Source organism: Streptomyces sp. NPDC018000 (assembly GCF_044328025.1).
Taxonomy (GTDB): domain Bacteria; phylum Actinomycetota; class Actinomycetes; order Streptomycetales; family Streptomycetaceae; genus Streptomyces.
In genome coordinates, this window is sequence record NZ_JBIRGM010000001.1 from 71,060 (window position 1) to 90,642 (window position 19,583).

At 69.1% G+C, this 19,583-nt stretch carries 21 protein-coding genes and 1 pseudogene; 13 read left to right on the top strand and 9 right to left on the bottom strand.

The window, feature by feature from the left end; translation table 11 throughout:
* Positions 1 to 62 precede the first annotated feature (62 nt).
* Complete coding sequence (gene mqnC / locus ACH4EW_RS00360) at positions 63 to 1,262, top strand: cyclic dehypoxanthinyl futalosine synthase (protein WP_398249620.1); 1,200 nt, start codon at positions 63 to 65, stop codon at positions 1,260 to 1,262.
* A gap of 168 nt (positions 1,263 to 1,430) precedes the next feature.
* Positions 1,431 to 2,084: an imidazolonepropionase-like domain-containing protein gene (locus tag ACH4EW_RS00365; protein ID WP_398249622.1), complete on the top strand. Its 654-nt coding sequence runs from the start codon at positions 1,431 to 1,433 to the stop codon at positions 2,082 to 2,084.
* Positions 2,085 to 2,125: 41 nt separating this feature from the next.
* On the opposite strand, the gene ACH4EW_RS00370 is transcribed toward ACH4EW_RS00365, so the two are convergent.
* From ACH4EW_RS00370 to ACH4EW_RS00380, 3 genes are read right to left on the bottom strand one after another with little or no spacing between them, the layout of a single operon-like run.
* Positions 2,126 to 3,040 (bottom strand): DUF3152 domain-containing protein, encoded by a 915-nt coding sequence (locus tag ACH4EW_RS00370; RefSeq protein ID WP_398249623.1) that lies wholly within the window; start codon positions 3,038 to 3,040, stop codon positions 2,126 to 2,128.
* Positions 3,030 to 3,983, bottom strand: a complete 954-nt coding sequence (locus ACH4EW_RS00375) for a hypothetical protein (protein WP_398249625.1) — start codon at positions 3,981 to 3,983, stop codon at positions 3,030 to 3,032. The genes ACH4EW_RS00370 and ACH4EW_RS00375 overlap by 11 nt, the downstream gene beginning before the upstream one ends.
* A gap of 10 nt (positions 3,984 to 3,993) precedes the next feature.
* Positions 3,994 to 4,503: a SigE family RNA polymerase sigma factor gene (locus ACH4EW_RS00380; RefSeq protein WP_398249627.1), complete on the bottom strand. Its 510-nt coding sequence runs from the start codon at positions 4,501 to 4,503 to the stop codon at positions 3,994 to 3,996.
* A gap of 147 nt (positions 4,504 to 4,650) precedes the next feature.
* On the opposite strand from ACH4EW_RS00380, the gene ACH4EW_RS00385 reads away from it, so the two are divergent.
* Both ACH4EW_RS00385 and ACH4EW_RS00390 read left to right on the top strand, forming a co-directional pair.
* Positions 4,651 to 5,343 (top strand): demethylmenaquinone methyltransferase, encoded by a 693-nt coding sequence (locus ACH4EW_RS00385; protein ID WP_398249629.1) that lies wholly within the window; start codon positions 4,651 to 4,653, stop codon positions 5,341 to 5,343.
* A 328-nt stretch (positions 5,344 to 5,671) separates the two neighbouring features.
* Positions 5,672 to 7,780 (top strand): DUF6350 family protein, encoded by a 2,109-nt coding sequence (locus ACH4EW_RS00390; protein WP_398249631.1) that lies wholly within the window; start codon positions 5,672 to 5,674, stop codon positions 7,778 to 7,780.
* A 9-nt stretch (positions 7,781 to 7,789) separates the two neighbouring features.
* Here the strand turns inward: ACH4EW_RS00390 and ACH4EW_RS00395 are convergent, their stop codons facing one another.
* Complete coding sequence (locus ACH4EW_RS00395; protein WP_398249634.1) at positions 7,790 to 8,314, bottom strand: GNAT family N-acetyltransferase; 525 nt, start codon at positions 8,312 to 8,314, stop codon at positions 7,790 to 7,792.
* Between the two features lie 98 nt (positions 8,315 to 8,412).
* Here ACH4EW_RS00395 and ACH4EW_RS00400 point away from each other — a divergent pair, with 98 nt between their 5' ends.
* From ACH4EW_RS00400 to ACH4EW_RS00410, 3 genes are all read left to right on the top strand, one after another.
* The gene (locus tag ACH4EW_RS00400) at positions 8,413 to 9,696 is read left to right on the top strand and encodes a geranylgeranyl reductase family protein (RefSeq protein ID WP_398249636.1); all 1,284 of its coding nucleotides are present in this window, start codon (positions 8,413 to 8,415) and stop codon (positions 9,694 to 9,696) included.
* A gap of 394 nt (positions 9,697 to 10,090) precedes the next feature.
* Positions 10,091 to 10,441 carry a hypothetical protein gene (locus tag ACH4EW_RS00405; protein WP_398249638.1) on the top strand — a complete coding sequence of 117 codons (351 nt, stop codon included), beginning with the start codon at positions 10,091 to 10,093 and terminating at the stop codon, positions 10,439 to 10,441.
* A 343-nt stretch (positions 10,442 to 10,784) separates the two neighbouring features.
* Positions 10,785 to 11,186 (top strand): hypothetical protein, encoded by a 402-nt coding sequence (locus tag ACH4EW_RS00410; RefSeq protein WP_398249640.1) that lies wholly within the window; start codon positions 10,785 to 10,787, stop codon positions 11,184 to 11,186.
* Positions 11,187 to 11,548: 362 nt separating this feature from the next.
* Here the strand turns inward: ACH4EW_RS00410 and ACH4EW_RS00415 are convergent, their stop codons facing one another.
* From ACH4EW_RS00415 to ACH4EW_RS00430, 4 genes are all read right to left on the bottom strand, one after another.
* Positions 11,549 to 11,980, bottom strand: coding sequence for a GNAT family N-acetyltransferase (locus tag ACH4EW_RS00415; protein ID WP_398249642.1), 432 nt, complete (start codon positions 11,978 to 11,980; stop codon positions 11,549 to 11,551).
* A 201-nt stretch (positions 11,981 to 12,181) separates the two neighbouring features.
* Positions 12,182 to 12,583 (bottom strand): hypothetical protein, encoded by a 402-nt coding sequence (locus ACH4EW_RS00420; RefSeq protein WP_398249644.1) that lies wholly within the window; start codon positions 12,581 to 12,583, stop codon positions 12,182 to 12,184.
* 236 nt (positions 12,584 to 12,819) lie between these two features.
* Positions 12,820 to 13,020 carry a DUF397 domain-containing protein gene (locus ACH4EW_RS00425; protein ID WP_398249646.1) on the bottom strand — a complete coding sequence of 67 codons (201 nt, stop codon included), beginning with the start codon at positions 13,018 to 13,020 and terminating at the stop codon, positions 12,820 to 12,822.
* 11 nt (positions 13,021 to 13,031) lie between these two features.
* Positions 13,032 to 13,886: a helix-turn-helix domain-containing protein gene (locus tag ACH4EW_RS00430; RefSeq protein ID WP_398249648.1), complete on the bottom strand. Its 855-nt coding sequence runs from the start codon at positions 13,884 to 13,886 to the stop codon at positions 13,032 to 13,034.
* A gap of 257 nt (positions 13,887 to 14,143) precedes the next feature.
* Here ACH4EW_RS00430 and ACH4EW_RS00435 point away from each other — a divergent pair, with 257 nt between their 5' ends.
* The 6 genes and pseudogenes from ACH4EW_RS00435 to ACH4EW_RS00460 all read left to right on the top strand — a co-directional run bounded on the left by ACH4EW_RS00435 (position 14,144) and on the right by ACH4EW_RS00460 (position 17,831).
* Entirely contained in the window at positions 14,144 to 14,590 is a 447-nt protein-coding gene (locus tag ACH4EW_RS00435) for an ATP-binding protein (protein ID WP_398249650.1), read from the top strand.
* A 229-nt stretch (positions 14,591 to 14,819) separates the two neighbouring features.
* A pseudogene (locus tag ACH4EW_RS00440) lies at positions 14,820 to 14,957 on the top strand (zinc ribbon domain-containing protein); the annotation flags it as partial.
* A 134-nt stretch (positions 14,958 to 15,091) separates the two neighbouring features.
* Positions 15,092 to 15,343, top strand: a complete 252-nt coding sequence (locus ACH4EW_RS00445) for an RHS repeat-associated core domain-containing protein (protein WP_398249652.1) — start codon at positions 15,092 to 15,094, stop codon at positions 15,341 to 15,343.
* Between the two features lie 126 nt (positions 15,344 to 15,469).
* Entirely contained in the window at positions 15,470 to 16,039 is a 570-nt protein-coding gene (locus tag ACH4EW_RS00450) for a hypothetical protein (RefSeq protein ID WP_398249654.1), read from the top strand.
* Between the two features lie 241 nt (positions 16,040 to 16,280).
* Positions 16,281 to 17,456, top strand: coding sequence for a helix-turn-helix domain-containing protein (locus ACH4EW_RS00455; RefSeq protein ID WP_398249656.1), 1,176 nt, complete (start codon positions 16,281 to 16,283; stop codon positions 17,454 to 17,456).
* A gap of 42 nt (positions 17,457 to 17,498) precedes the next feature.
* On the top strand, positions 17,499 to 17,831 hold the full coding sequence (locus ACH4EW_RS00460) for a hypothetical protein (RefSeq protein ID WP_398249658.1): 333 nt from the start codon (positions 17,499 to 17,501) through the stop codon (positions 17,829 to 17,831).
* Between the two features lie 389 nt (positions 17,832 to 18,220).
* Here the strand turns inward: ACH4EW_RS00460 and ACH4EW_RS00465 are convergent, their stop codons facing one another.
* On the bottom strand, positions 18,221 to 19,075 hold the full coding sequence (locus tag ACH4EW_RS00465; RefSeq protein WP_398249660.1) for a C40 family peptidase: 855 nt from the start codon (positions 19,073 to 19,075) through the stop codon (positions 18,221 to 18,223).
* Between the last annotated feature and the right edge of the window lie 508 nt (positions 19,076 to 19,583).

The window sequence follows — 19,583 nt, forward strand, 5'->3', positions numbered from 1 at the left end:
GGCTGGCGTAGGCTGAACCGGTTCGTAGATCCGTTGAGAAACCGCCGAAAGGTGACAGCCCGGTGACCGAGAAGGCCGACCTTCAGCCCATCCTCGACCGAGCCGCCGAGGGCGGTCGGATCACCCCGGAGGAGGCTCTCGACCTCTACCGGTCCGCGCCGCTGCACGCACTCGGGGCGGCCGCCGACGCCGTACGCCGACGCCGTTACGCCGGTACGGAGCACATCGCGACGTACATCATCGAGCGCAACATCAACTACACCAACGTATGCGTCACGGCCTGCAAGTTCTGCGCGTTCTACGCCGCGCCCAAGGACACCGCCAAGGGCTGGTCCCGCGACCTCGACGACATCCTGCGCCGCTGCGCGGAGACCGTCGAACTCGGCGGCACGCAGATCATGTTCCAGGGCGGGCACCACCCGGACTACGGCGTCGAGTACTACGAGGAGCACTTCTCCGCCATCAAGAAGGCGTTCCCGCAACTGGTCATCCACTCGCTGGGCGCCTCCGAGGTCGAGCACATGGCCCGGATCTCCAAGGTCTCCGTCGAGGAGGCCATCCAGCGCATCCACGCCGCCGGTCTCGACTCCTTCGCGGGAGCGGGAGCCGAGCTGCTGCCGGCCAGGCCGCGCAAGGCGATCGCCCCGCTCAAGGAGTCCGGCGAGCGCTGGCTGGAGATCATGGAGGCCGCGCACCGTCTCGGCGTGGAGTCCACCTCCACCATGCTGATGGGCACCGGCGAGACCAACGCCGAGCGCATCGAGCACCTGCGGATGATCCGCGACGTACAGGACCGGACGGGCGGCTTCCGGGCGTTCATCCCGTACACGTACCAGCCGGAGAACAACCACCTGAAGGGCCGGACGCAGGCCACGCTCTTCGAGTATCTGCGGATGATCGCCATCGCCCGGATCTTCCTCGACAACGTCGCGCACATCCAGGGCTCCTGGCTGACCACCGGCAAGGAGGTCGGCCAGCTGTCGCTGCACTACGGCGCCGACGACCTCGGCTCGATCATGCTGGAGGAGAACGTCGTCTCCTCCGCCGGTGCCAGGCACCGCTCCAACCGGCTCGAAATCATCGACCTGATCCGCAAGGCGGACCGTGTACCGGCCCAGCGCGCCACGACGTACGAGCACCTCGTCGTCCACGACGACCCGGCGAACGACCCGGTCGACGAGCGCGTCGTCTCGCACATCTCGTCCACGGCGATCGAGGGGGGCACGGCCCACCCGGAGCTGAAGCTCCTCAACGCCAACTGAGGCCGACCGGCACATGGGGGGTGGGAGTAGGAGCGGGGCTGGGTGCGTGCAGCTGCAAGGCGGAGGATTGAGGCATGGCGGAGCCATGGTGATTGACGACAACGCGGCAGATGTGCGTGCCCAGCTCTGCGACGCCGCCCCCCGTGTGCCGGTCGGCCTGAGGCCGCTTTGCTGACCGTTCACACCGCGCCGCTGGTCCTTCCGGTCGGCGCGGCGCCCATCGCGCGGGGCGCGGTCGCCGTGGAGAGCGACCGAATCGTCGCCCTCGGACCGTACGACGAGGTCGTCGCCGCCCACCCGGCGGCCCGGGTCCGCACCTGGCCGGGCGTCATCACACCGGGACTGCGGCAGTGGCACGGCCGGTGGCTGCTCACCCGCTGCTACCACCCCGACCCGCGGGAGGCGGACGCGCTCGGCGACCAGCCGCTGAGGGGCGAGGAATTCGAGCGGCTGGCCGCCGGGATGGACGCGACGCGGTGGGCGGGCAGCGTACGGCGCGGGCTGCAGCAGATGCTGCGGTACGGCACGACGCACCTCGCCGGCCGCTTCCCCGACCCGGCCGTCCGTACCGCCGTGGCCCGCTCGGGTCTGACGGAGGTCTCGGTCGTCGGCGCCCCCGGCATCCTGCTCGGCGAACCCGACCTGGACCCGTTCATGGAGGGGCGCGACCTGCCCGGTTCCGTGCACGGCCCGATCACCGTCGGCTCCCGCGCCGACCTCGCCGTCTTCGATGTCCCGGACGAGGACGCGCTGAACGAGTCGGGGGCCGGACCGTGCGTCGCCACGGTGCTGGGCGGGCGGCTGGTGTACCGGCGTCGTTAGGACGTGTGTCCGGCCCCGGCATGGACGGGGCGTCCGCGCCGTCACGGGACGGACGGGCCGCGCAGGTACGTTCCCTCGGACGTGTAAGGCCACGCGTTGGCGACGCACCCCTTCAGCCCCTTGATCTGCTGCATCATCGCGGGCGCGGGGCGGCCGGGCCCCGGGCAGGTCTCATGGCCGTGGCCCAGCCAGTGACCGACCTCATGGTTGATGATCAGCGCCCGGTACTCGGCCAGCGGGCCGTCGAACTGCGGCGACCCCGTCATCCACCGCTTCAGGTTCACCACGACCGTGGTGCCGACGCGGCAGTTGACCTCGCCGCGGGTGTTCAGCCCGGCCGCCCCGCAGAGCCGGTCGACGGTGTCCGGTGTCGCGATCCGGATCACCAGACCGGCCTGGCCCGAGTCGACCTGCTGGAACGCGTCGCGCCCCGTACGGGTCCAGCCGCGCGGGTCGGCGAACATCTCGGAGACCGCTGCCGCGGCGGGACGCGTGGCCAGACCGGTGCCCCGCTCCACCTCGACGCGGTAGCGGTGGACGGTGCCGGTGCCCTGGCTGCCGGTGTGCACCGGGGCAGCGGTGACGAACGTACCGGAGCCGTGCACGGGCACGGACGTGGACGGGGTCCGGGACAAGTCCACACGCTTTCCCGACTCGGGCTTCTTCTCCGCCGTGCGCCCCTTCCCGGCGCCGGTGCCGGTATCGGCCTTGGCGTCGTCGGCCGAGGCGGAGGGGCGCGGACTGCCGGGCGTGGAACGGGAGCCGGGGGCCGACGCCGACGCCCCTTCACCGCCACCCCACGGCCCCCACACGAGCGCCCCGCAGAGCAGCAGCGCACCCGGCACCAGCACGGCGCCCGTCACCCGTATCCGGGTCTTCCGGCGTCGGGCCCGCCGGACCGCACCACGACCTTGCCCGCGGCCACGCGCCCGGCGGCCCCGCTCCTCACCCACCATGGACGGACTCCTGCTTCGGCTCCATCGGGAACGCTTCGGCATAACGCACCAGGCGCAGGAAGCGGGCGTCCCGGGCGACGTGGAGCAGCTGGTCGGCGGTGACCGGCGCGGAGACCATGGCGGAGTCGTCGCCGTCGACCGAGAGGACGACGGCGCTGTCCTTGAACGTGAAGCCGACGCTGACGCCGACGATGTCCTTCCCGTTCTTCGAGCTCCCGATCGCGGTGACGACGCGGGCCACGATCCCGTCCGGCAGGGTGACCCGCTCGCACTGGTACTTCATCTCCGGGGCGTCCTGGCAAGGCGGCTCCTGCACCGAGCTGCCGGACGGGGCGCCCGACGGGCCGCCGCTGGGACGTACGGAGAAGACGACGGGGAAGACATGGCCCCCGGACCCGCCCTGGTACTGGCTGACGGCCAGGTCGACCGGGCGTACCGTGCCGAACGCCGGGGGCAACAGCTCGTCCAGCACGGCCGCCGCCTGCTGCTGGAACTTCTCCTGCCGTCCGCGCTCGGGCGCGGGCAGGTCGGCCATGGACGACTCGCCCGGAGTGGGTGTGTTGTGGACGGGCTCACGTGGCGGCCCGGTGGGCGAGGGGGCCGGCACCGGGGAGCCGGGCGTGGGCGCGGTGGCTGCGGGGGACGGGGTCCCGGGACCCGTGCTCGGTACGGGCGAGGACGCCCCGACCTGTGCGATGCTCTCGCCCGTACCGGCGCCCGTGCCCCAGGACGGCAGCGTCGCGCCGAACACCCCGAGCGCCACCACTCCCACCACCCCGCCACCGATCGCCGCCCGCGCCCTGGTGCGGCGCCTGCGGCCCGCGGCCAGGGCGACCGGCACCAGGTCCGGCAGCGGCGGCGCTCCCTCGGCCGCCTCCGCCATGGCCTCCCTGATCAATCGGTCCTCGCTCTCCTGCGGCACGTTTTCCGGAAAGATGTCCATGACGTTCTCCTCAGCAACGGGTGGTGTAGAGGCGCGGGTCGCCCAGCCGCGTACGCAGCGTGGCGAGCGAGCGTGAGCACTGGCTCTTGACGGTGGACTCGCTGCAGCGCAGCAGCTCGGCGACCGTCTGCACGGCCAGGTCCTCCCAGTAGCGCAGGACGACCATCGCCCGGGCGCGGGGCGGCAGTTCGGCGAGCGCGGTCAGCAGCGTCACCGTCAGCTCGGGGCCCACCGAGGAGGTCGGGGCATCGACATGGCTGTGGGCCAGGAAGTCGCGGAGCCGGCGCCGGCGCTCGGCGAGATACGTCCGGGTGAGGACGGTGCGCGCATAGGCGGCGGGATCGTCGGCCTTGCTCGCCCGGTGCCAGTACTGGAAGAGCTTGGCCAGCGTCGTCTGGGTCAGATCCCGGGCGCTCTCAGCATCGCCGCACAGCAGATATGCGGTCCGGTACAGACGCCGTTGGTTCGCCCGGGCGAACTCCTCGAATCCGTTGGAATCCCGACTGCCGTCCGCGGTCATCTGTCCCCCTCTCCGGGGTCTCGGTGGTCTCTCACCCCTGTACTGAGTGGTGCCGCGGCCAAAAGGTTGAACACGAGTTCGGAAATGTTCCGGCGCCGACGCACGACCGGCGCGAGACGGCGCCGACCGGGCTGCTTGAATGGACGGGTGACGCGAGCATCCCTGGACAAACAGCCGCACGAAGTCGCCTCGATGTTCGACGACGTGGCGGCGAACTACGACCTCACCAACGATGTGCTGTCGCTCGGCCAGGCCCGGCTGTGGCGCAAGGAGGTCGCGAAGGCGGTGCATGCCCGACCCGCGGAGAAGGTCCTCGACCTGGCCGCGGGCACGGCGACGTCCTCGCTGCCGTTCGCGGCGACGGGCGCGTACGTCGTGCCCTGCGACTTCTCCATCGGCATGCTTCAGGAGGGCAAGAAGCGCCACTCCTGGCTGCCCTTCACCGCGGGCGACGCAACCCGGCTGCCGTTCCGCGACGAGACCTTCGACGCGGTGACGATCTCCTTCGGGCTGCGCAACGTCCAGGACACGGATGCGGCGCTGCGCGAGCTGTACCGGGTGACCAAGCCGGGAGGCCGCGTGGTGATCTGCGAGTTCTCGCAGCCGACCTGGACGCCGTTCCGCACGGTCTACACCGAGTACCTGATGCGGGCGCTGCCGCCGGTCGCGCGCGCGGTGTCGTCCAACCCCGAGGCGTACGTCTACCTCGCCGAGTCCATCCGTGCCTGGCCCGACCAGGCCGGACTGGCGGCGAAGCTTCAGCAGGCCGGCTGGTCGAAGGTCGCCTGGCGCAATCTCACCGGCGGTGTGGTGGCGCTGCACCGGGGCGTACGTCACTGAAGCAACGGTGACTTGACGGGAACCGGACGGTGGGGAAGATGCGTCCGTTGATACGTCACGTGCCTTCTGGTGCGTCACGCGTCTTCTGATACGGCTCTTCCTCTTCCCCGTTCCTGCCGCCGGAGCTCGCATGCCCTCGTACTGCCCCTTCTGTGGAACACCGGCCCCGGAGGAGGTGCGCATCTGCATGAAGTGCGGGCGCGAACGGCCGACCGCGCAAGCAGTGCCCGCCGCCCCACCGACGATGCCGAGCGCGCCGCCCCGGCCGCCTCAGCCGCCGCCGCACCAGCCCGCGCCGCTTCAGCCACCGCCTCCCGGCCATGCGCCGATGCAGGTCGCCCCGCCGATGCCGGGTCCGGTCGGGCCGTCGCCCTTCGGCGCGTTCCTCGGCCGGGCCTTCCGCGGCGACTGGGCGGGTTCGGTGAAGGCGGCGGTGTGGCCCACCGGGCTGATCCTCGCCCTCGCCGTGGCGCTCGCCATCCCCTCGTACGGCCAGGACGACGACGTCGTCGTCGGCTGGAGCGACCGGCTGCGGATCGCGCTGGCGATGCTGCTCCAGGCCTTCGGCGGCGGCTTCGAGGTGCGGTCCACCGGTCCGGCCGATGGCCTGGACGGCGGCTGGTACGGCGACAGCGAGTACGGCTCCGGCAGCGATTTTTCGCAGGGCGGAGCCACGCTCTCCCTGGTCCCGCTGACGGTCACGCTGCTGTGGGTGGGTGCGCTCTACCTGGGTCCCCGAGCGGTCCGTAAGCGGGGCGAAGGCATGGAGGCGGCGGTACGGATCAGCCTGGTGTCCACCGCCGCGGTACTGGTCCTCGGGCTGTTCGCCCAGCCCGAGGTCGCGGGTGTCTCGGTCTCGTCCGCACCGCTGCTCGCCGCGCTCGGAGCGCTGGTGATCTCGTCGCTGGTCACCGGCGGCGTACTGCAGCGCGACGCGTCGGCCCAGTGGCTGGCCGCGCGGCCGGTCGCGCGTACCGCGGTACGGGCGGCGGGGACGGCGGTACGGGCGCTCGGCGTCGTACTGCTGCTCTGCACCATGATCGGCTTCATCGCGTACGCCAATGCTGACGGCGTGGACGGCGAAGCCATGCTGATCCTGCTGCCGTTGCTGCCGAACACAGGCCTGATGGTGCTCGGGCTGGGCTGGGGCGTTCCTGTCGAGTACGACGTGCGGGGGCAGATCAGCTACCTAGGCTCCGGTCTGGAGCACGGCAGCTTCGGACTGTCCGAACTGGGCAGCGAGCTGGGCGGCTGGGCAACGGCCGGAGCGCTGGCGACCGGTGTCGTCTGCGCGCTGACGGTGGGAGTCCTTGCCGCGCGGCGCTCGACGGACCGGCGTGAACAGGCCACCGTGGGCGGGCTGTTCCTGGCGATGTTCCTGGTGCTGTGCGCCTTCAGCGGGGTCTCCGCACAACTCTCGGGCAGCATCGCGGAGGTGGGCGGCCAGGGCACGGCGGAACTCGCACCGAGCATGCCGGACGCGCTGCTGTTCGGGCTGCTGTGGGTGGGCGGTGCGGTGCTGGTGGCGCCGTATCTGCTGCGGCTCCTGGGGCGGCGGACACCGACTCCGACGCAGCCCGGCGTGGCCCCGGCGGCCCCGGCCACCCCGATGACCCCGACCGCCCCGACGCCCCCGCCTCCGTACGACCCGCACACCGTGCGACTGGGCGCCGCGCCCGCGCCCATTCCCGCACCCGCGCCCGCACCCGTCGCCGCACCCGCACCCCCGGCCGGCACCCGCAAGCGCACCGCCTTCATCTGGACCGGCACCCTCATCGCGGCGCTCCTCGTCGGCGGCGGCGCGACCGCCGGCGTACTGGCCCTGACAGACCGCGGAAGTGACGACGCGGCCACGGACGACAAGCCCGCCGCGACCATGAGCAGCCGGCCCCCGGCAGCCGACGTGTCGCAGGAACAGGTCCCCTCCGACAACCCGACCCCCTCCGACAGCGCGTCCCCCTCGGCCCCTCCGTCCGCTCCCACCGTCCCCGAGGGCTTCCGGCTCGTCTCCGACACCGCGGGCTTCTCCTTCGCCGTCCCCACGGCCTGGGACCGGCAGAGCGAGAAGAACCACCAGATCACCTACGCGGGCCCCACCGGACGGGCCGAACTCAAGGTCGGCGTCATCCGCAACGCCCCGTACACCTCGTACGAGAACTTCCGGACGATGGAGCGGACCGCCGACGCCAACCAGAAGAACTACCAACGGCTGCAGCTGTCGTCCAACACCTTCCAGGGAATGCCGGGTGCGATCTGGGAGTACACGTACGAGGACCGGGACACCGGCGAGACGATCCACGCGATCGACCAGAGCTATATCGCGGACGACGGTACGGAGTACGCCATCTACACCACCGATCGCGACGCCTACTGGCCGAACGCCCGGCAGATCTTCGACACCGCCCTGTCCACCTGGATGCTCAACGACATCGACTGACGCCGGTCATCACGGGGCCAGCCGCAACCGGAAGCACTGCACTTCCTGCCCCGTCCGCTCCGTCGTGAAGCTCTCCGCCCGCTCCATCCCCAGCCGCCGGGCCAGGGCGATCGACCGCTCGTTGCGCGCGTCGATCGTCGCCACCACCCGCTCCAGCCCCGCCGCGCGCAGCCGCTCCAGAGTGAGGCGCGCGGCGGCGGTGGCATAACCCCGGCCCCAGGCCGACCGGGCCAGCCGCCAGCCGATCTCGATCTCGCCCACCGGGCCGTACGCGGTCTGCGGCCAGGGCTGGGCGCCGGTGAAGCCGACGACCTCGCCGTCCTCACCGAGCACGGTCCACAGGCAGTAGCCCAGCTCGGCGTCGAGTCTGCGCTGACGGGCGGTCCACTCCTCGTACATGGAGAGCTCCTCCGACGTACCGCCGAAGAACTCCATCACCTCGGGGTCGTCGAACGCACGGTGCCAGGAGAGCGCATCCTCGTCGGTCGGGACACGCAGCTGTACGGAAGGAGCAGCGGGAGGCACGGTCGACATCGAGGAGCCCTTCGAAAAGTTGATCAGCAGACCCCCATAGACTGCATCAGGACAGGTGCCGCGCGGCACGCGATTTCGAGTCTTCGGGAGATCCGACCGTGACCGAGCCCCTCTCCGAACACAGCGCGGATGTGATCGTCGTCGGGGCAGGCCCGGCCGGCTCCACGACCGCGTACTACCTCGCCAAGGCCGGACTGGACGTCCTGCTCCTGGAGAAGACGGCCTTCCCCCGGGAGAAGGTCTGCGGCGACGGCCTCACCCCGCGCGCCACCAAGCAGCTCGTCTCCATGGGCATCGACATCTCCGAAGAGGCCGGCTGGCTGCGCAACAAGGGTCTGCGCATCATCGGCGGCGGCGTCCGCCTCCAGCTGGACTGGCCGGATCTGGCCTCGTACCCGGACTACGGGCTGGTCCGCAAGCGCGACGACTTCGACGAGCAGCTGGCCCGCCAGGCGCAGAAGGCCGGTGCGCGGCTGTACGAGCGCTGCAATGTCGGTGCCCCGATCATCGACGACCGCACCGGCCGCATCACCGGCGTCAACGCCAAGCTCGGCGAGGAGAAGACCCCGGTCACCTTCCACGCCCCGCTCGTCGTCGCCGCCGACGGCAACTCCACCCGGCTGTCGCTCGCGATGGGTCTGCACCGCCGCGAGGACCGCCCGATGGGCGTGGCCGTGCGTACGTACTTCACCTCGCCCCGCCACGACGACGACTACCTGGAGTCCTGGCTGGAGCTGTGGGACCGGCGCGGCCCCCAGGACCGGCTCCTGCCCGGCTACGGCTGGATCTTCGGCATGGGCGACGGCACGTCCAACGTCGGCCTCGGCATCCTCAACTCCTCATCCGCCTTCAAGGAGTTGGACTGGCGCGAGGTCCTCAAGGCATGGTGCGCGTCCATGCCGGAGGACTGGGGCTACACGCCGGAGAACATGACGCAGCCGATCCGCGGCGCCGCCCTCCCCATGGCCTTCAACCGCCAGCCGCACTACACCAAGGGCCTGCTGCTCGTCGGTGACGCGGGCGGCATGGTCAACCCGTTCAACGGCGAAGGCATCGCGTACGCCATGGAGTCGGGCCAGATCGCCGCGGACGTCATCGTCCAGGCCCATGCCCGCGCGACCCCGCTCCAGCGTGAACGGGCCCTGACCAATTACCCGAAGGTGCTCAAGGAGACCTACGGCGGCTACTACACGATGGGCCGCGCCTTCGTGAAGCTGATCGGCAACCCGAAGGTCATGAAGGTCGCCACCCAGCGCGGTCTGACCCACCCGCTGCTGATGAAGTTCACGCTGAAGATGCTCGCCAACCTGACCGACCCCACGGGCGGCGACGCGATGGACCGGATCATCAACGGTCTGTCGAAGGTGGCCCCAAAAGCTTGATCATGCAAGGTGAGTGACGGCAAAGGTTCGCCGACCGCGACGCCGCGGCGGGCGAACCTTTGCCGTCACGCGACGTACAAGCGCTCTGACAATTCCTCGTCGTCACTGCCGCCCGGGTCTTCCGGGGCCGGCCACCCAGCCGCACGCAGTTCTCCGAGCGCGGCATCCAGCGCATCGAGGTCGGCGAAGGACGGGTCTTGTCCGCGAATCGCGGACGGTCTGGCTGTGTGCCGGAGGGAAAGGCCGAGTCTCGTGGCACTGCGTGTCGAGCCGGTCTGCGAGATTCCCCCAGTTCCGGAGCCGGATTCAAGGTTTCCTCAAGGTTCCTCACAAGGCTGATCGGCCACGGTGTGTGCGCAGAGTCTGCTGAGCATGACTACGAAGGAGGAAGATCTTGCGTCTGTCCAAGAGACTCGGAGCGGCCGTGGCTGTGACTGCGGCAGTCTTCGCGATGGCTTCGCCGGCATCGGCATCCAGCCTGCAGGCCCCGGAGGCCGCCGCCGTCTGTGGTGTCACTCCGACCAACCGTGACTACCGCCCATACGAGCAGTTCTTCAAGCAGGACGTGAACCTTCGCAACGGTCCGGCGTGGGAATGCAAGATCCTCAACACCGCCGGCGTGACCAGCAAGGCCGACTACTGGTGCTCGGCCGATGGGTTTACGTACCTGCGTACGGAGTCAACGAAGCAAGGCTGGGTTGCCAACATCTACCTGCGCGGCGGCGGTTCCACGATTCCTTGCTGATTACACCAGCAAGGAAGCTGATGGTGCGGCGGCGGGCCGCCGACTGACAGCCGTACGGACGCCGAGTCCCGGCTCGCTGTCCTGCTGTTCGCCCCACCTGGAGCCCGCTGACTTGTTGCCAGACCACGAACTTCGGTGATCGAACGAAGCCCGCGCTGACGCCCCAGCTGGTTGGGCCTGTTGGGTCCAACAGGCCCAAGAACGCCCGCGTCATGCGGTCGGCGGGCGAATGCATCCCACCCAATGGCTCGGACTCTGCCTCATGTGCACTGGCAGAAAAGCGCCCTAAGCCAGCCATGCCACCTGGCGTGCAGTCTCTTCCCGACTCTCATAGGAGGAACCCATGAGGAAAAAAGTAGCCGCAGGACTACTGTGTGCCGCGGCTGTCACTGGTTTAGTCACTCCTGGTGTCGCGTACGCGGGCACCTCAAGCGCGGCGGCCACCACCTGCTATGCCCAGGCCGCCACGCCGTTCTACAAGAACGGCACTGTCTATGCGACAGGCCATGCCTATTGCTCGCCGTGGGCCGACGTAGAGATCACGGTGACGATTACGGCTGACGGCGCCTTCGAGGGGGACACGGAGACCGGCGTGATCCCAGCGCCGCATATCTCCGACACTGCAGCCGCACCGAACCGGTCCGGGAATCAGAGGTGGTGCACCATAGTGAGCGGAAAGTACTACACCGGCGGGAAGACATACCTCATCTCCGATTCGGCGTGCGAGTCCTCAACGGCGTTCTAGCCAGAAGCCAGTCCGGCTGCTTATGACCAGCCCTGGCGGGTGTTTGTCCGTGGCCCGACATGGGGTGGCGGTGCCTCTTCGGTCAACCGGAGAGGCACCTTCTGAGACGCTCCGCTGCCCGGCCGTCCCGCGTCGGCCGTCGCCGACCTCCCCGGACAGAACACTGACCTGCGACTCAGTTAGCGTTGTTTTTTCCGCAAGAACTACTGGGACCCCTTCCCGGCAGAACTGGTGCGAGGACGTCAGCGCGGTGAGCAGGGCGTCCAGATCATTCGTCGCAGAACGATCTTGGACGCCCTGTCTGCAGCGCCGGACCGCCTGCACGGTGAGGGGTACCAGACGGGCAGAACCGGTGACGGTTCCTACTGTTCGCCGAGTGTCATCCACTTCTCCGGCTTCTCCAGTGACGCGAAGCCCACCTTGGCATAGATCGCGTGCGCGTCCGCGGTGGCCAGCAGTACGCGGCGCAGTCCATAGGGCGCGAGATGCTCGCAGACAGCAGTGACCAGGGCGTTCCCCAGGCCTTTCCCCCGGCTGCCGCGAGCGATGTAGACGTCGCACAGCCACGCGAACGTGGCCTTGTCGGTGACCACGCGGGCGTAACCGACCTGAATGCCGGTGGCACTCTCGTACACCCCGAAGTTCAGTGAGTTGGCCATGGCTGCGTCCTGTTTCTCCCGGGACCGGCCCAGGGCCCAGTACGAATCTTCGGAAAGCCACTGGTGGATGGCTGCACGGTCAAGACGGGCCGCGTCAGCGGATATGCCGTAGCCGACTGGGAGATCAGTGCTCATGGCCGCATACAAGCAGACCAGGACGCCCCGGAGCCATCGACTGGCCCCTGGGGGCATCGATAAGCCTCATCACGATCACTTCGGAATGAATCGTCTGGCTCGGTGAATCGAAGGTGGCCCCCAAGGCCTGAGCGGCTGCCGCCACCCGTCATTCCGCGCCGCAGTCGGGGCCGTCAGCTGTCCCGGTGGTCGGCGTCCAGCTCACAGGGATTTCTGTGCGGTGGGGAGCGGCGCGGGGCCCGGACAGGGGTGGGCGCCGAGCGATACGTACGTCAGCGGGCGGACGTGCCACTCGACGTGCCGACCACCATGCAGCATGAGCGTGAACCCGCAGGGTTCGCCGCGATGGAGCGCCGCCAGGGCCTGCACCCAGCCGCCCTGGTCGGACCAGTGGAGGGCGCGGGTGAGCTCGCGCGGTGTGAGGCCGAAGACATGGTTCGCCCGGAGCTGGATCCGGATGGCGCGGATGGCCTCTTGGGGCGTGTCCACGATGCGCAGGACGATCGGCTCGGGGACGAAGCCGGTGGCGGGGCCGTAGCGGAGGGCCTCGAACCGGTAGCCGCGCTCGACGACCGGCCGTAACGGAGAGGAGGGGGTACGCATCGTCGACCTTCCGATCGCAGCGTTGTGGAGTGCGCACGCCAAGTTGGATGCGGGCAGGGGGAGTTGTGCGTCGTGCGGCGCGGCAAGGAACGACGCTCCGCCGCCCTCGCGACGTGTAGTGACGGTAGCGTCACGGGAGTATGCGGCGCAACAATGCCCCGGGGCATTGTTGCGCCGAAGCAGGAGAGCCTCCGCCCGGACCGGGCGGAGGCTCTCCTGAGGAAGGCCGGAAGGCGCTACTGAACGAAGTGGTCGAATTCGCCTGCCTTGATGCCCTGGATGAACGCGGCAAACTTGCTGCGGCTCGTCCTGGTCACCACGCGCGGGTCATCGCTCTCGCGCACCAGGATCTCCTCGGCGTGCCGTGCCACCTCGACGCACTGTTCTCCGCCGCCACCGGAGAACGACGACTTCTGCCACTCGATGTCTGCGTTCATGCTGCGGATTATCACAGGTCTCGCGCGATGTGGTGAATGAAGCTCCGCGACTCCTCGGGGGCGAGGCTGACCCTTTGGGCGAAGTCGAGTTGCATGCGATACCGGTTCAGATCGGCCACCGCGTCCAGGTGAACGCCTCCGAACGGGGCGTCGATGTGGACGGTGTCCAGCTGGGGCGCGACCCCGCCCGCGTACAGCACGGTCTGCGTCACTTCGACGAACTTTTCGCTGGCGAAGGGGATCACACGCACGGACACGTCCGGCCTCTCGGCTGCCTCCAGGAGGCGCACCAGTTGGCCGCGCGCGACCTCGCGGCCGCCGACCCGCATGCGGAGACCGGCCTCGTGGACGATGACGTCGAACTTCGGTGGCTTCACGCGGTCGAGTACGGCCTGCCTGCGCATGCGGTGCTCGACCCTCGCCTCCACCTCGTCCTCGGGCAGTTTGGGCAGCACTCCCTCGAACAGCGCCCGCGCGTACTGCGGCGTCTGGATCAGCCCTGGCAGCGTCACGGACTGGAGGCAGCGCATATGACTCGCGTGGTGTTCCAGCTCCGCGATGTTCAGGAAACCCGGTGCGAGTACGCCTCGGTACTCGTCCCACCAGAACTGGCCCCGATGCTCCCGCGATATGGCGCACAACGCCTCGATCAATGCGGCGTCGTCACAGGCGTAGAAGCTGGCCAGGCGGCGGATCCGCTCCTCGCTGATGCCGATGCGGCCCGCTTCCATGTGGCTGATCTTCGCCTGATCGGTCGAGATGAGTCCGGCTGCCTCGCGAGCGGTCCGGCCGGCCTGCTCGCGCAGCTTCCTCAGCTCGCAGCCAAGGCGTGCCTGGCGTGCGGTTGGGTTGTCCCTCGGTGGCATGTCACCATCCTTCGCTTCGGCGCAGTCTTGCGTGGTGCGGCCGTTCCGGTCCACCCGATCGCGTGAAGTGTCAGGGGCAACCTTGCTACGGCGCTTTCTTGCCCCCTATGGTCCCACTGGGTTGACGTTCCGAGGCGTCACCGTTCGAAGTGCAGCCCCTCACAAGCAAGTTGATTGTTTGACGGGACCGGCCGATGCCACGGACCACGCCCACCGCGCAACGCCCCGGAGACCGCATCACGCAGGGAGATCGCGCCATGACCCCAGTAACCGCTCCTCCAGCACCCGCCCCCTGCCTCCCCCAGCGCGGCGAGCGCTACCGCCTCGTCGCGCCGAACACCCCCACCGCGCCCAGACTTGTACGCGACTTCATCGGGACACTGCTGTACGTCACCGAACACCCTGCCCTCGCGGACGACGCACGCCTCTGCGTGAGCGAGATCGTCACCAACGCGCACTGCCACACGCGCTCGCCGCTGATCCGGGTGGACGTCACGGTCAACCGCAGGCAGGTGACCGTGTATGTGACGGACGACGATTCCGGCTCTCCGCCCGGTCCCCGGAACGCCGTGCACCCGGACAAGGGTGAACACGGGCGCGGGCTCGTCCTCGTGGACGCCGTCGGCGCCCGCTGGGGATCGACGATCAGCGGCGGGCCGCACGGGCCGGACGCGAAATCCGTCTGGTTCACCCTCGTCGAATGACGTCCTCGGAAGACCGCCGCAGGGAACGGCGAAGGCCGTCGCTCCCGAGCGGGGGAGCGACGGCCTTCGCCGTCTTCGCATGCGCTTGTGAATCTGTGAACCCAGAGGTTGCGCCGAATCAGAGAACGCGGACCGCGCCCGACGGCGGGCCGGTACTTCGCGTCCTTCGTCGTCGAGACCGGTCCTGACACGGACCGGGAGCGCTGGGAGGGGCCGGCACCCGATGCCGCGATCGGCACGGTTCGGGCGGACGTTCGTGAAGATCGACCGGTTCGAGCCCACCAGCCAGATCTGCTCCACCTGCGGCCACCGGGACGGACCCAAACCCCTGGATGTGCGGGAGTGGACGTGTCCCGCGTGCGGCACCCATCAATCGTGCCGCGTAGCGGTGCGGCGACAGGTAGGGACGGCCAGAATCCTCGGGCTTCAGCCCGAGGAGCATGTCAAAACTGGCTCGGCTCGCACCAGCGCTCGTCGGAGACCGTCGCCGGTCTGAAGCTCATGGACGCCCGCCTGTACGACCCGGCCGCCGGACGCTTCCTGTCCTTCGACCCGGTCCGGGGCGGCAGCGCCAACGCCTACGACTACGCCAACGCCGACCCGGTCAACCAATTCGGCCTGGACGGCCGCGTCTCGGCCTGGCGCAAGAAGTACGAGGAGGATGCGCGCTACTACAACAGCCGCGGCTGCCTGTTCCAGTACCTGTACTCCGCTGGCAACTGGCTCTACAGCCACGGGTACCTGGCCAGTTGATCCCGGGCCTGTCACGGGACGCTCGCGTCCCGTGACAGGTTGAGCCGGCACCGTTGTACCCCCTCTTCTCGCTGCTACCCCTACCAGACTGTGAAGCCCGCCCACCCACGACCCTCGGGAGACCCCATGCCGCCCCGGACGCACCCCACCCGGCCGCTCGCCCTGCCCGGCGCACTGCTCCTGGCCACCGCCCTGCTTGCCGTCGGTCTGACCGGCTGCTCCGCGCTCTCCCCGTTCAACACATGTGACGACACGGCGACACGCGTGAAGGAACTGCGCTCCCAGTCGATCCTGGAATCCGTTCCGGAGGGGGCGACCGTCCCGAAGGACCTGGCCTCGGTGCACTCGGGCTGCCTCGACGACAGCGGCGACGCCTGGCTGTACGCCGAACGCATCTATGCCTTCCCTGGCTCCCGACAGAAGGTCGTGGACTTCTACCGCACCACCGCCAAGGCGGACGGCTGGCGCCTGCAGTCCGCACCTCCAGGCCTGAGCACTCCCGAAACAACGGCGGGACTGTGCTTCACCAAAGGCGGGGACGGCGACGCCCTCCTGCTGACCGTGCAGTTCACCAACGCCCGCCAGCTGAAGATCGAGCACGACTACGAGGCCGGGCCGGAGTTCGACTCGGGCTCCGGATTCGAGATAGAGGTCGGCTCCGAGACGGACGGGGCGAAGACCGGCTGCTTCGACTGACGCCCCGGGGCTTTCGGAGTCGGCGACGGGGCGGGCCGCAGCCCGCCCCTGCCAGGGGGTCGGCCTGCCTGAGCAGTTGGAGGTACCGCCCGCCTCGGCAGCGCTCATCGGCATCGGCACCGACGGAACGGCGATCGCCGTCGACATCGACGACGCGCCACACGTCGGCGCCCCGGATCCCACACCGTATTGACTGGAAACGTGCTGTCCGGCTCTCTTGAGCATTCCCCACGATAAGTGCGTGTCTAAGGCGAATCCCAAGAAGCCTTCCGGCCGGGCCCTCGACCAGAAGCGTGCCGGCGGCCACGGGCCACTCATCACCATGTCAAGCAAGGCCGTGCAGGCAGTGGACCGTTTCGCGTGGTACTCCGATCAGGTCCGGCAGTACATCTTCCCCATCACGCTCTCCACCCCGTACACCGCGGACTTCCGTTCCGAGGTGTCAGCACTCCGGCTCGGCGTGGTACAGGTCGCGCACTTCACGTTTCCTCCGTTGCAGGCAGCGCGGACGGCACGGCATATACGCCACCTCGACCCCGAGAGCTACCAGCTGGGGTGGATACGCCGCGGGGGCATGGGGGTCACTCAACTCCGCAACGATGCATTCATCGGCACGGACGACATGGTCCTCTTCGGCACGTCCCACCCCCTGGAAGCCGACGTGCGGGGTGAGGATGTCATGGCCGAGGTGACTGTGCTCCGTGTCCCAAGGAGCGCCTTGTCCCTGCCGTCCGCGCAGGCCGACCGTCTCCTCGCACGGCGGCTCGCCCCTGACGGGGTGAGCGGTTCCCTGCTGCGCCAGCACGTGGACACCCTGGTCGCACATGCCTCCGGGCTCGGGCCGGCAGAAGTTCACCGCCTGGGCACCATCACCGCCGACCTCGTCGCCTGCTTCGTCGCCGACCGGCTCGACAAGGCAGAACTCGTGCCGCCGGAGGCCCGCACCACAGTGCTGCGTGCCCAGATCAACACCTTCATCAACCATCATCTCGGCGACCCCGAACTCCGGCCGGCGGCCATCGCCGCCCACCACCACATTTCGCTCCGGTCCCTCCACTCCCTGTTCCAGCAGGAACCGGCCACGGTCGCAGCGACGATCCGACGCCTGCGCCTGGAGCGCTGCCGCGCCGACCTCGCTGACCCCGGAATGCGTGAACAGCCGATTGCCGCTCTTGCAGCCCGCTGGGGGCTGCTCTTACCAGCCGAGTTCAGCCGGGCTTTCAAGGCCGCATACGGAATGAGCCCGGGTGAGTACCGCGCGGAGGCAGCCCGTCTTCAACAATCCGCACGGGATCACAAGCCACTGTGCACGCGCCCACAAGCCGATCCATCGGGCCGACGGCACGATGAGGGCTCCCCGCCCCAGCCGGCAACTGAGCCACCGGGCTCAAGGGCAACGCCACTCGTACTTGGCTGACCACATCGGCTTGGGCATAACCCCTCGCGGAGAGGAAATCCGTTGAAGCTGACACTTCGAAGCACTGCCACGGCCACGGCACTCACGATGGCCATGGGCCTCGGCATCGGTGGGGTTGCCGAAGCCACACCCGCGCCCGCGCCCGCGACTGCGTCGGCGCTGACGTGTGGGACCCCGCAGTACTTCTCGACCAGCCAGAACGAGGGCGGGTCCATCCGGTGCACCGGCGGTGCGTTCGTGGCGAAAGCCGTCTGCTACAAGGTGGGCTACGGCACCTACATCCACTACGGAAACCGAGTGGAGCAGGGAGGGACTTCGACGGTCTGGTGTGATACCCAAGCGACCGTCCAGAAGATCACCGGACTCGCCTCCTGACGCGCGATCGCTGACCGGCTGACTGGCCCCGGGCCTCGGTGAACCCGGAGGTACTGGGGCCGGCTACCGCTGCCGCTTCCCGAGGGCATCTAATTGGCCAAGGCGCCCGCCTCACGGCCGAACCGGGCGCCGAACTCGCGCTTGACCACGACTGCACCAGCGTCGGGGCGTTGATGCTGAGTGGACCTCAACCGCCAGTCGTCTACGAGCCGATCGCGGACAGCCGACGGATGTGGGCAGCCATGGCTGCCTGAGTGCCGGATTTACACGATGTCCTCGGAAGACCACCGCAGGGAACGGCGAAGGCCGTCGCTCCCGAGCGGGGGAGCGACGGCCTTCGCCGTCTTCGCATGCGCTTGTGAATCTGTGAACCCAGAGGTTGCGCCGAATCAGAGAACGCGGACCGCGCCCGACGGCGGGTCGTAGGACAGCGGACGCTGCACCACACCGGTGCTGGAGTTCTGCGCACCGACGAACTCGCCGCCGCCCACGTAGACCCCGACGTGGTACGCGCTGCCCGCGCCGCCCCAGTACAGGATGTCGCCCGGCTGGAGGTTGCTCAGGGAGACCTGGGTGCCCGCGGTGGACTGGGCCTGCGAGACGCGCGGCAGGTCGACGCCGACCGAGCGGAAGGCCGCCTGGACGAGGCCGGAGCAGTCCCACGAGTTGGGGCCGGTGCCGCCGGACACGTACGCGTCGCCGACCTGGGCCTTCACGAAGGCGATGACGGATGCGACGGAGCCGGTCGCGCTCGACGAGGAAGAGGAGGAGGACGACGAGGACGTCGAGGCCGACGTCGTGGCCACGGTGCTGGCGGAGCCGGACGTCGTGCTGAGCGCCGTACGGGCCTCGGTGCGGGAAGCGCGCTCGGCGGCCTCCGCCTTGGCCTTGGCTGCCGCCTCCGCCTTCTTCTTGGCCTCTTCCTTGCGGACCGCCTCGGCCTTGGCCTTCTTGGCGGCCTTGGCCGCGGTGGCGGCTGCGGCGTCCTCCTGGGCCTGCGTCTGCAGGTCCTGGGCGACCTGCTGCGTGGCCTGAGCGGACTCGGCGACGGCGGTGGAGAGCCCGGCGGTGATGGTGGGCATCTCGATGGTCTGGGTCACCGGCTCGGCGGCCAGGGCCGGACCGGCAGCGCCTGCGACCGCGATGGTGCTGAGGACGCCACCGGCAACTCCGGCCCGCAGCGCCGACGTCGGCGCGTTTCGGCGGGGCTTCCGGTGGCTGGGTATGTGAGCGGTGTGGGACATAGGTACTAGCGCTATCAGGGCCGCGGGGCTCCCATCAAGAAACGTGTGTTGCGACACAGTTACGTCCGGAATCTGTGAATCCGCTTCCTGGCGGCCCTTATTGACGCCGTAACGGACAAACCGGGCATGCATGACCACCGCTGTGATCACGGGCTTTCGGCAATTCGCCCGAATTGCCCGTCGCTTACCATCCGCTTGCACTGATGGCCAAGCCCGCTTTTGCTGGAGCCTCGACAGTGTGACGCAGGTCACATTATGGCCCCCGTGCGACGGGCGCGCGGGTGTACTCGGGTGTGAGGCTCGCGAGGCCGGGGTGGATCGCCGGCGGGTCGGTCTTTCGCCCGGAAGATCGCGGTTGCGAGTACGTGTCCACTTCGCTCGACGAGGGCCCCTCGCGCGGGTGAGTCCGGAATGGGGTGGATCCCCTTATCACGCATTCACGTCCATTGCGAATTTGCGTGCAGAGGCGTCTGATTGTTAGTGGAAAGCTGCTTTGACCAGCGACAAC

What these genes read in the sequence shown, in the direction of transcription:
- ACH4EW_RS00395 (WP_398249634.1), bottom strand. Translation starts at nt 8,314, where the DNA reads ATGTCGACCGTGCCTCCCGCTGCTCCTTCCGTACAGCTGCGTGTCCCG.
- ACH4EW_RS00390 (WP_398249631.1), top strand. Translation starts at nt 5,672, where the DNA reads ATGCAGGTCGCCCCGCCGATGCCGGGTCCGGTCGGGCCGTCGCCCTTC.
- ACH4EW_RS00420 (WP_398249644.1), bottom strand. Translation starts at nt 12,583, where the DNA reads ATGCGTACCCCCTCCTCTCCGTTACGGCCGGTCGTCGAGCGCGGCTAC.
- ACH4EW_RS00435 (WP_398249650.1), top strand. Translation starts at nt 14,144, where the DNA reads ATGACCCCAGTAACCGCTCCTCCAGCACCCGCCCCCTGCCTCCCCCAG.
- ACH4EW_RS00370 (WP_398249623.1), bottom strand. Translation starts at nt 3,040, where the DNA reads ATGGTGGGTGAGGAGCGGGGCCGCCGGGCGCGTGGCCGCGGGCAAGGT.
- ACH4EW_RS00410 (WP_398249640.1), top strand. Translation starts at nt 10,785, where the DNA reads ATGAGGAAAAAAGTAGCCGCAGGACTACTGTGTGCCGCGGCTGTCACT.
- ACH4EW_RS00465 (WP_398249660.1), bottom strand. Translation starts at nt 19,075, where the DNA reads ATGTCCCACACCGCTCACATACCCAGCCACCGGAAGCCCCGCCGAAAC.
- ACH4EW_RS00445 (WP_398249652.1), top strand. Translation starts at nt 15,092, where the DNA reads ATGGACGCCCGCCTGTACGACCCGGCCGCCGGACGCTTCCTGTCCTTC.
- ACH4EW_RS00415 (WP_398249642.1), bottom strand. Translation starts at nt 11,980, where the DNA reads ATGAGCACTGATCTCCCAGTCGGCTACGGCATATCCGCTGACGCGGCC.
- ACH4EW_RS00375 (WP_398249625.1), bottom strand. Translation starts at nt 3,983, where the DNA reads ATGGACATCTTTCCGGAAAACGTGCCGCAGGAGAGCGAGGACCGATTG.
- ACH4EW_RS00380 (WP_398249627.1), bottom strand. Translation starts at nt 4,503, where the DNA reads ATGACCGCGGACGGCAGTCGGGATTCCAACGGATTCGAGGAGTTCGCC.
- ACH4EW_RS00450 (WP_398249654.1), top strand. Translation starts at nt 15,470, where the DNA reads ATGCCGCCCCGGACGCACCCCACCCGGCCGCTCGCCCTGCCCGGCGCA.
- ACH4EW_RS00425 (WP_398249646.1), bottom strand. Translation starts at nt 13,020, where the DNA reads ATGAACGCAGACATCGAGTGGCAGAAGTCGTCGTTCTCCGGTGGCGGC.
- ACH4EW_RS00430 (WP_398249648.1), bottom strand. Translation starts at nt 13,886, where the DNA reads ATGCCACCGAGGGACAACCCAACCGCACGCCAGGCACGCCTTGGCTGC.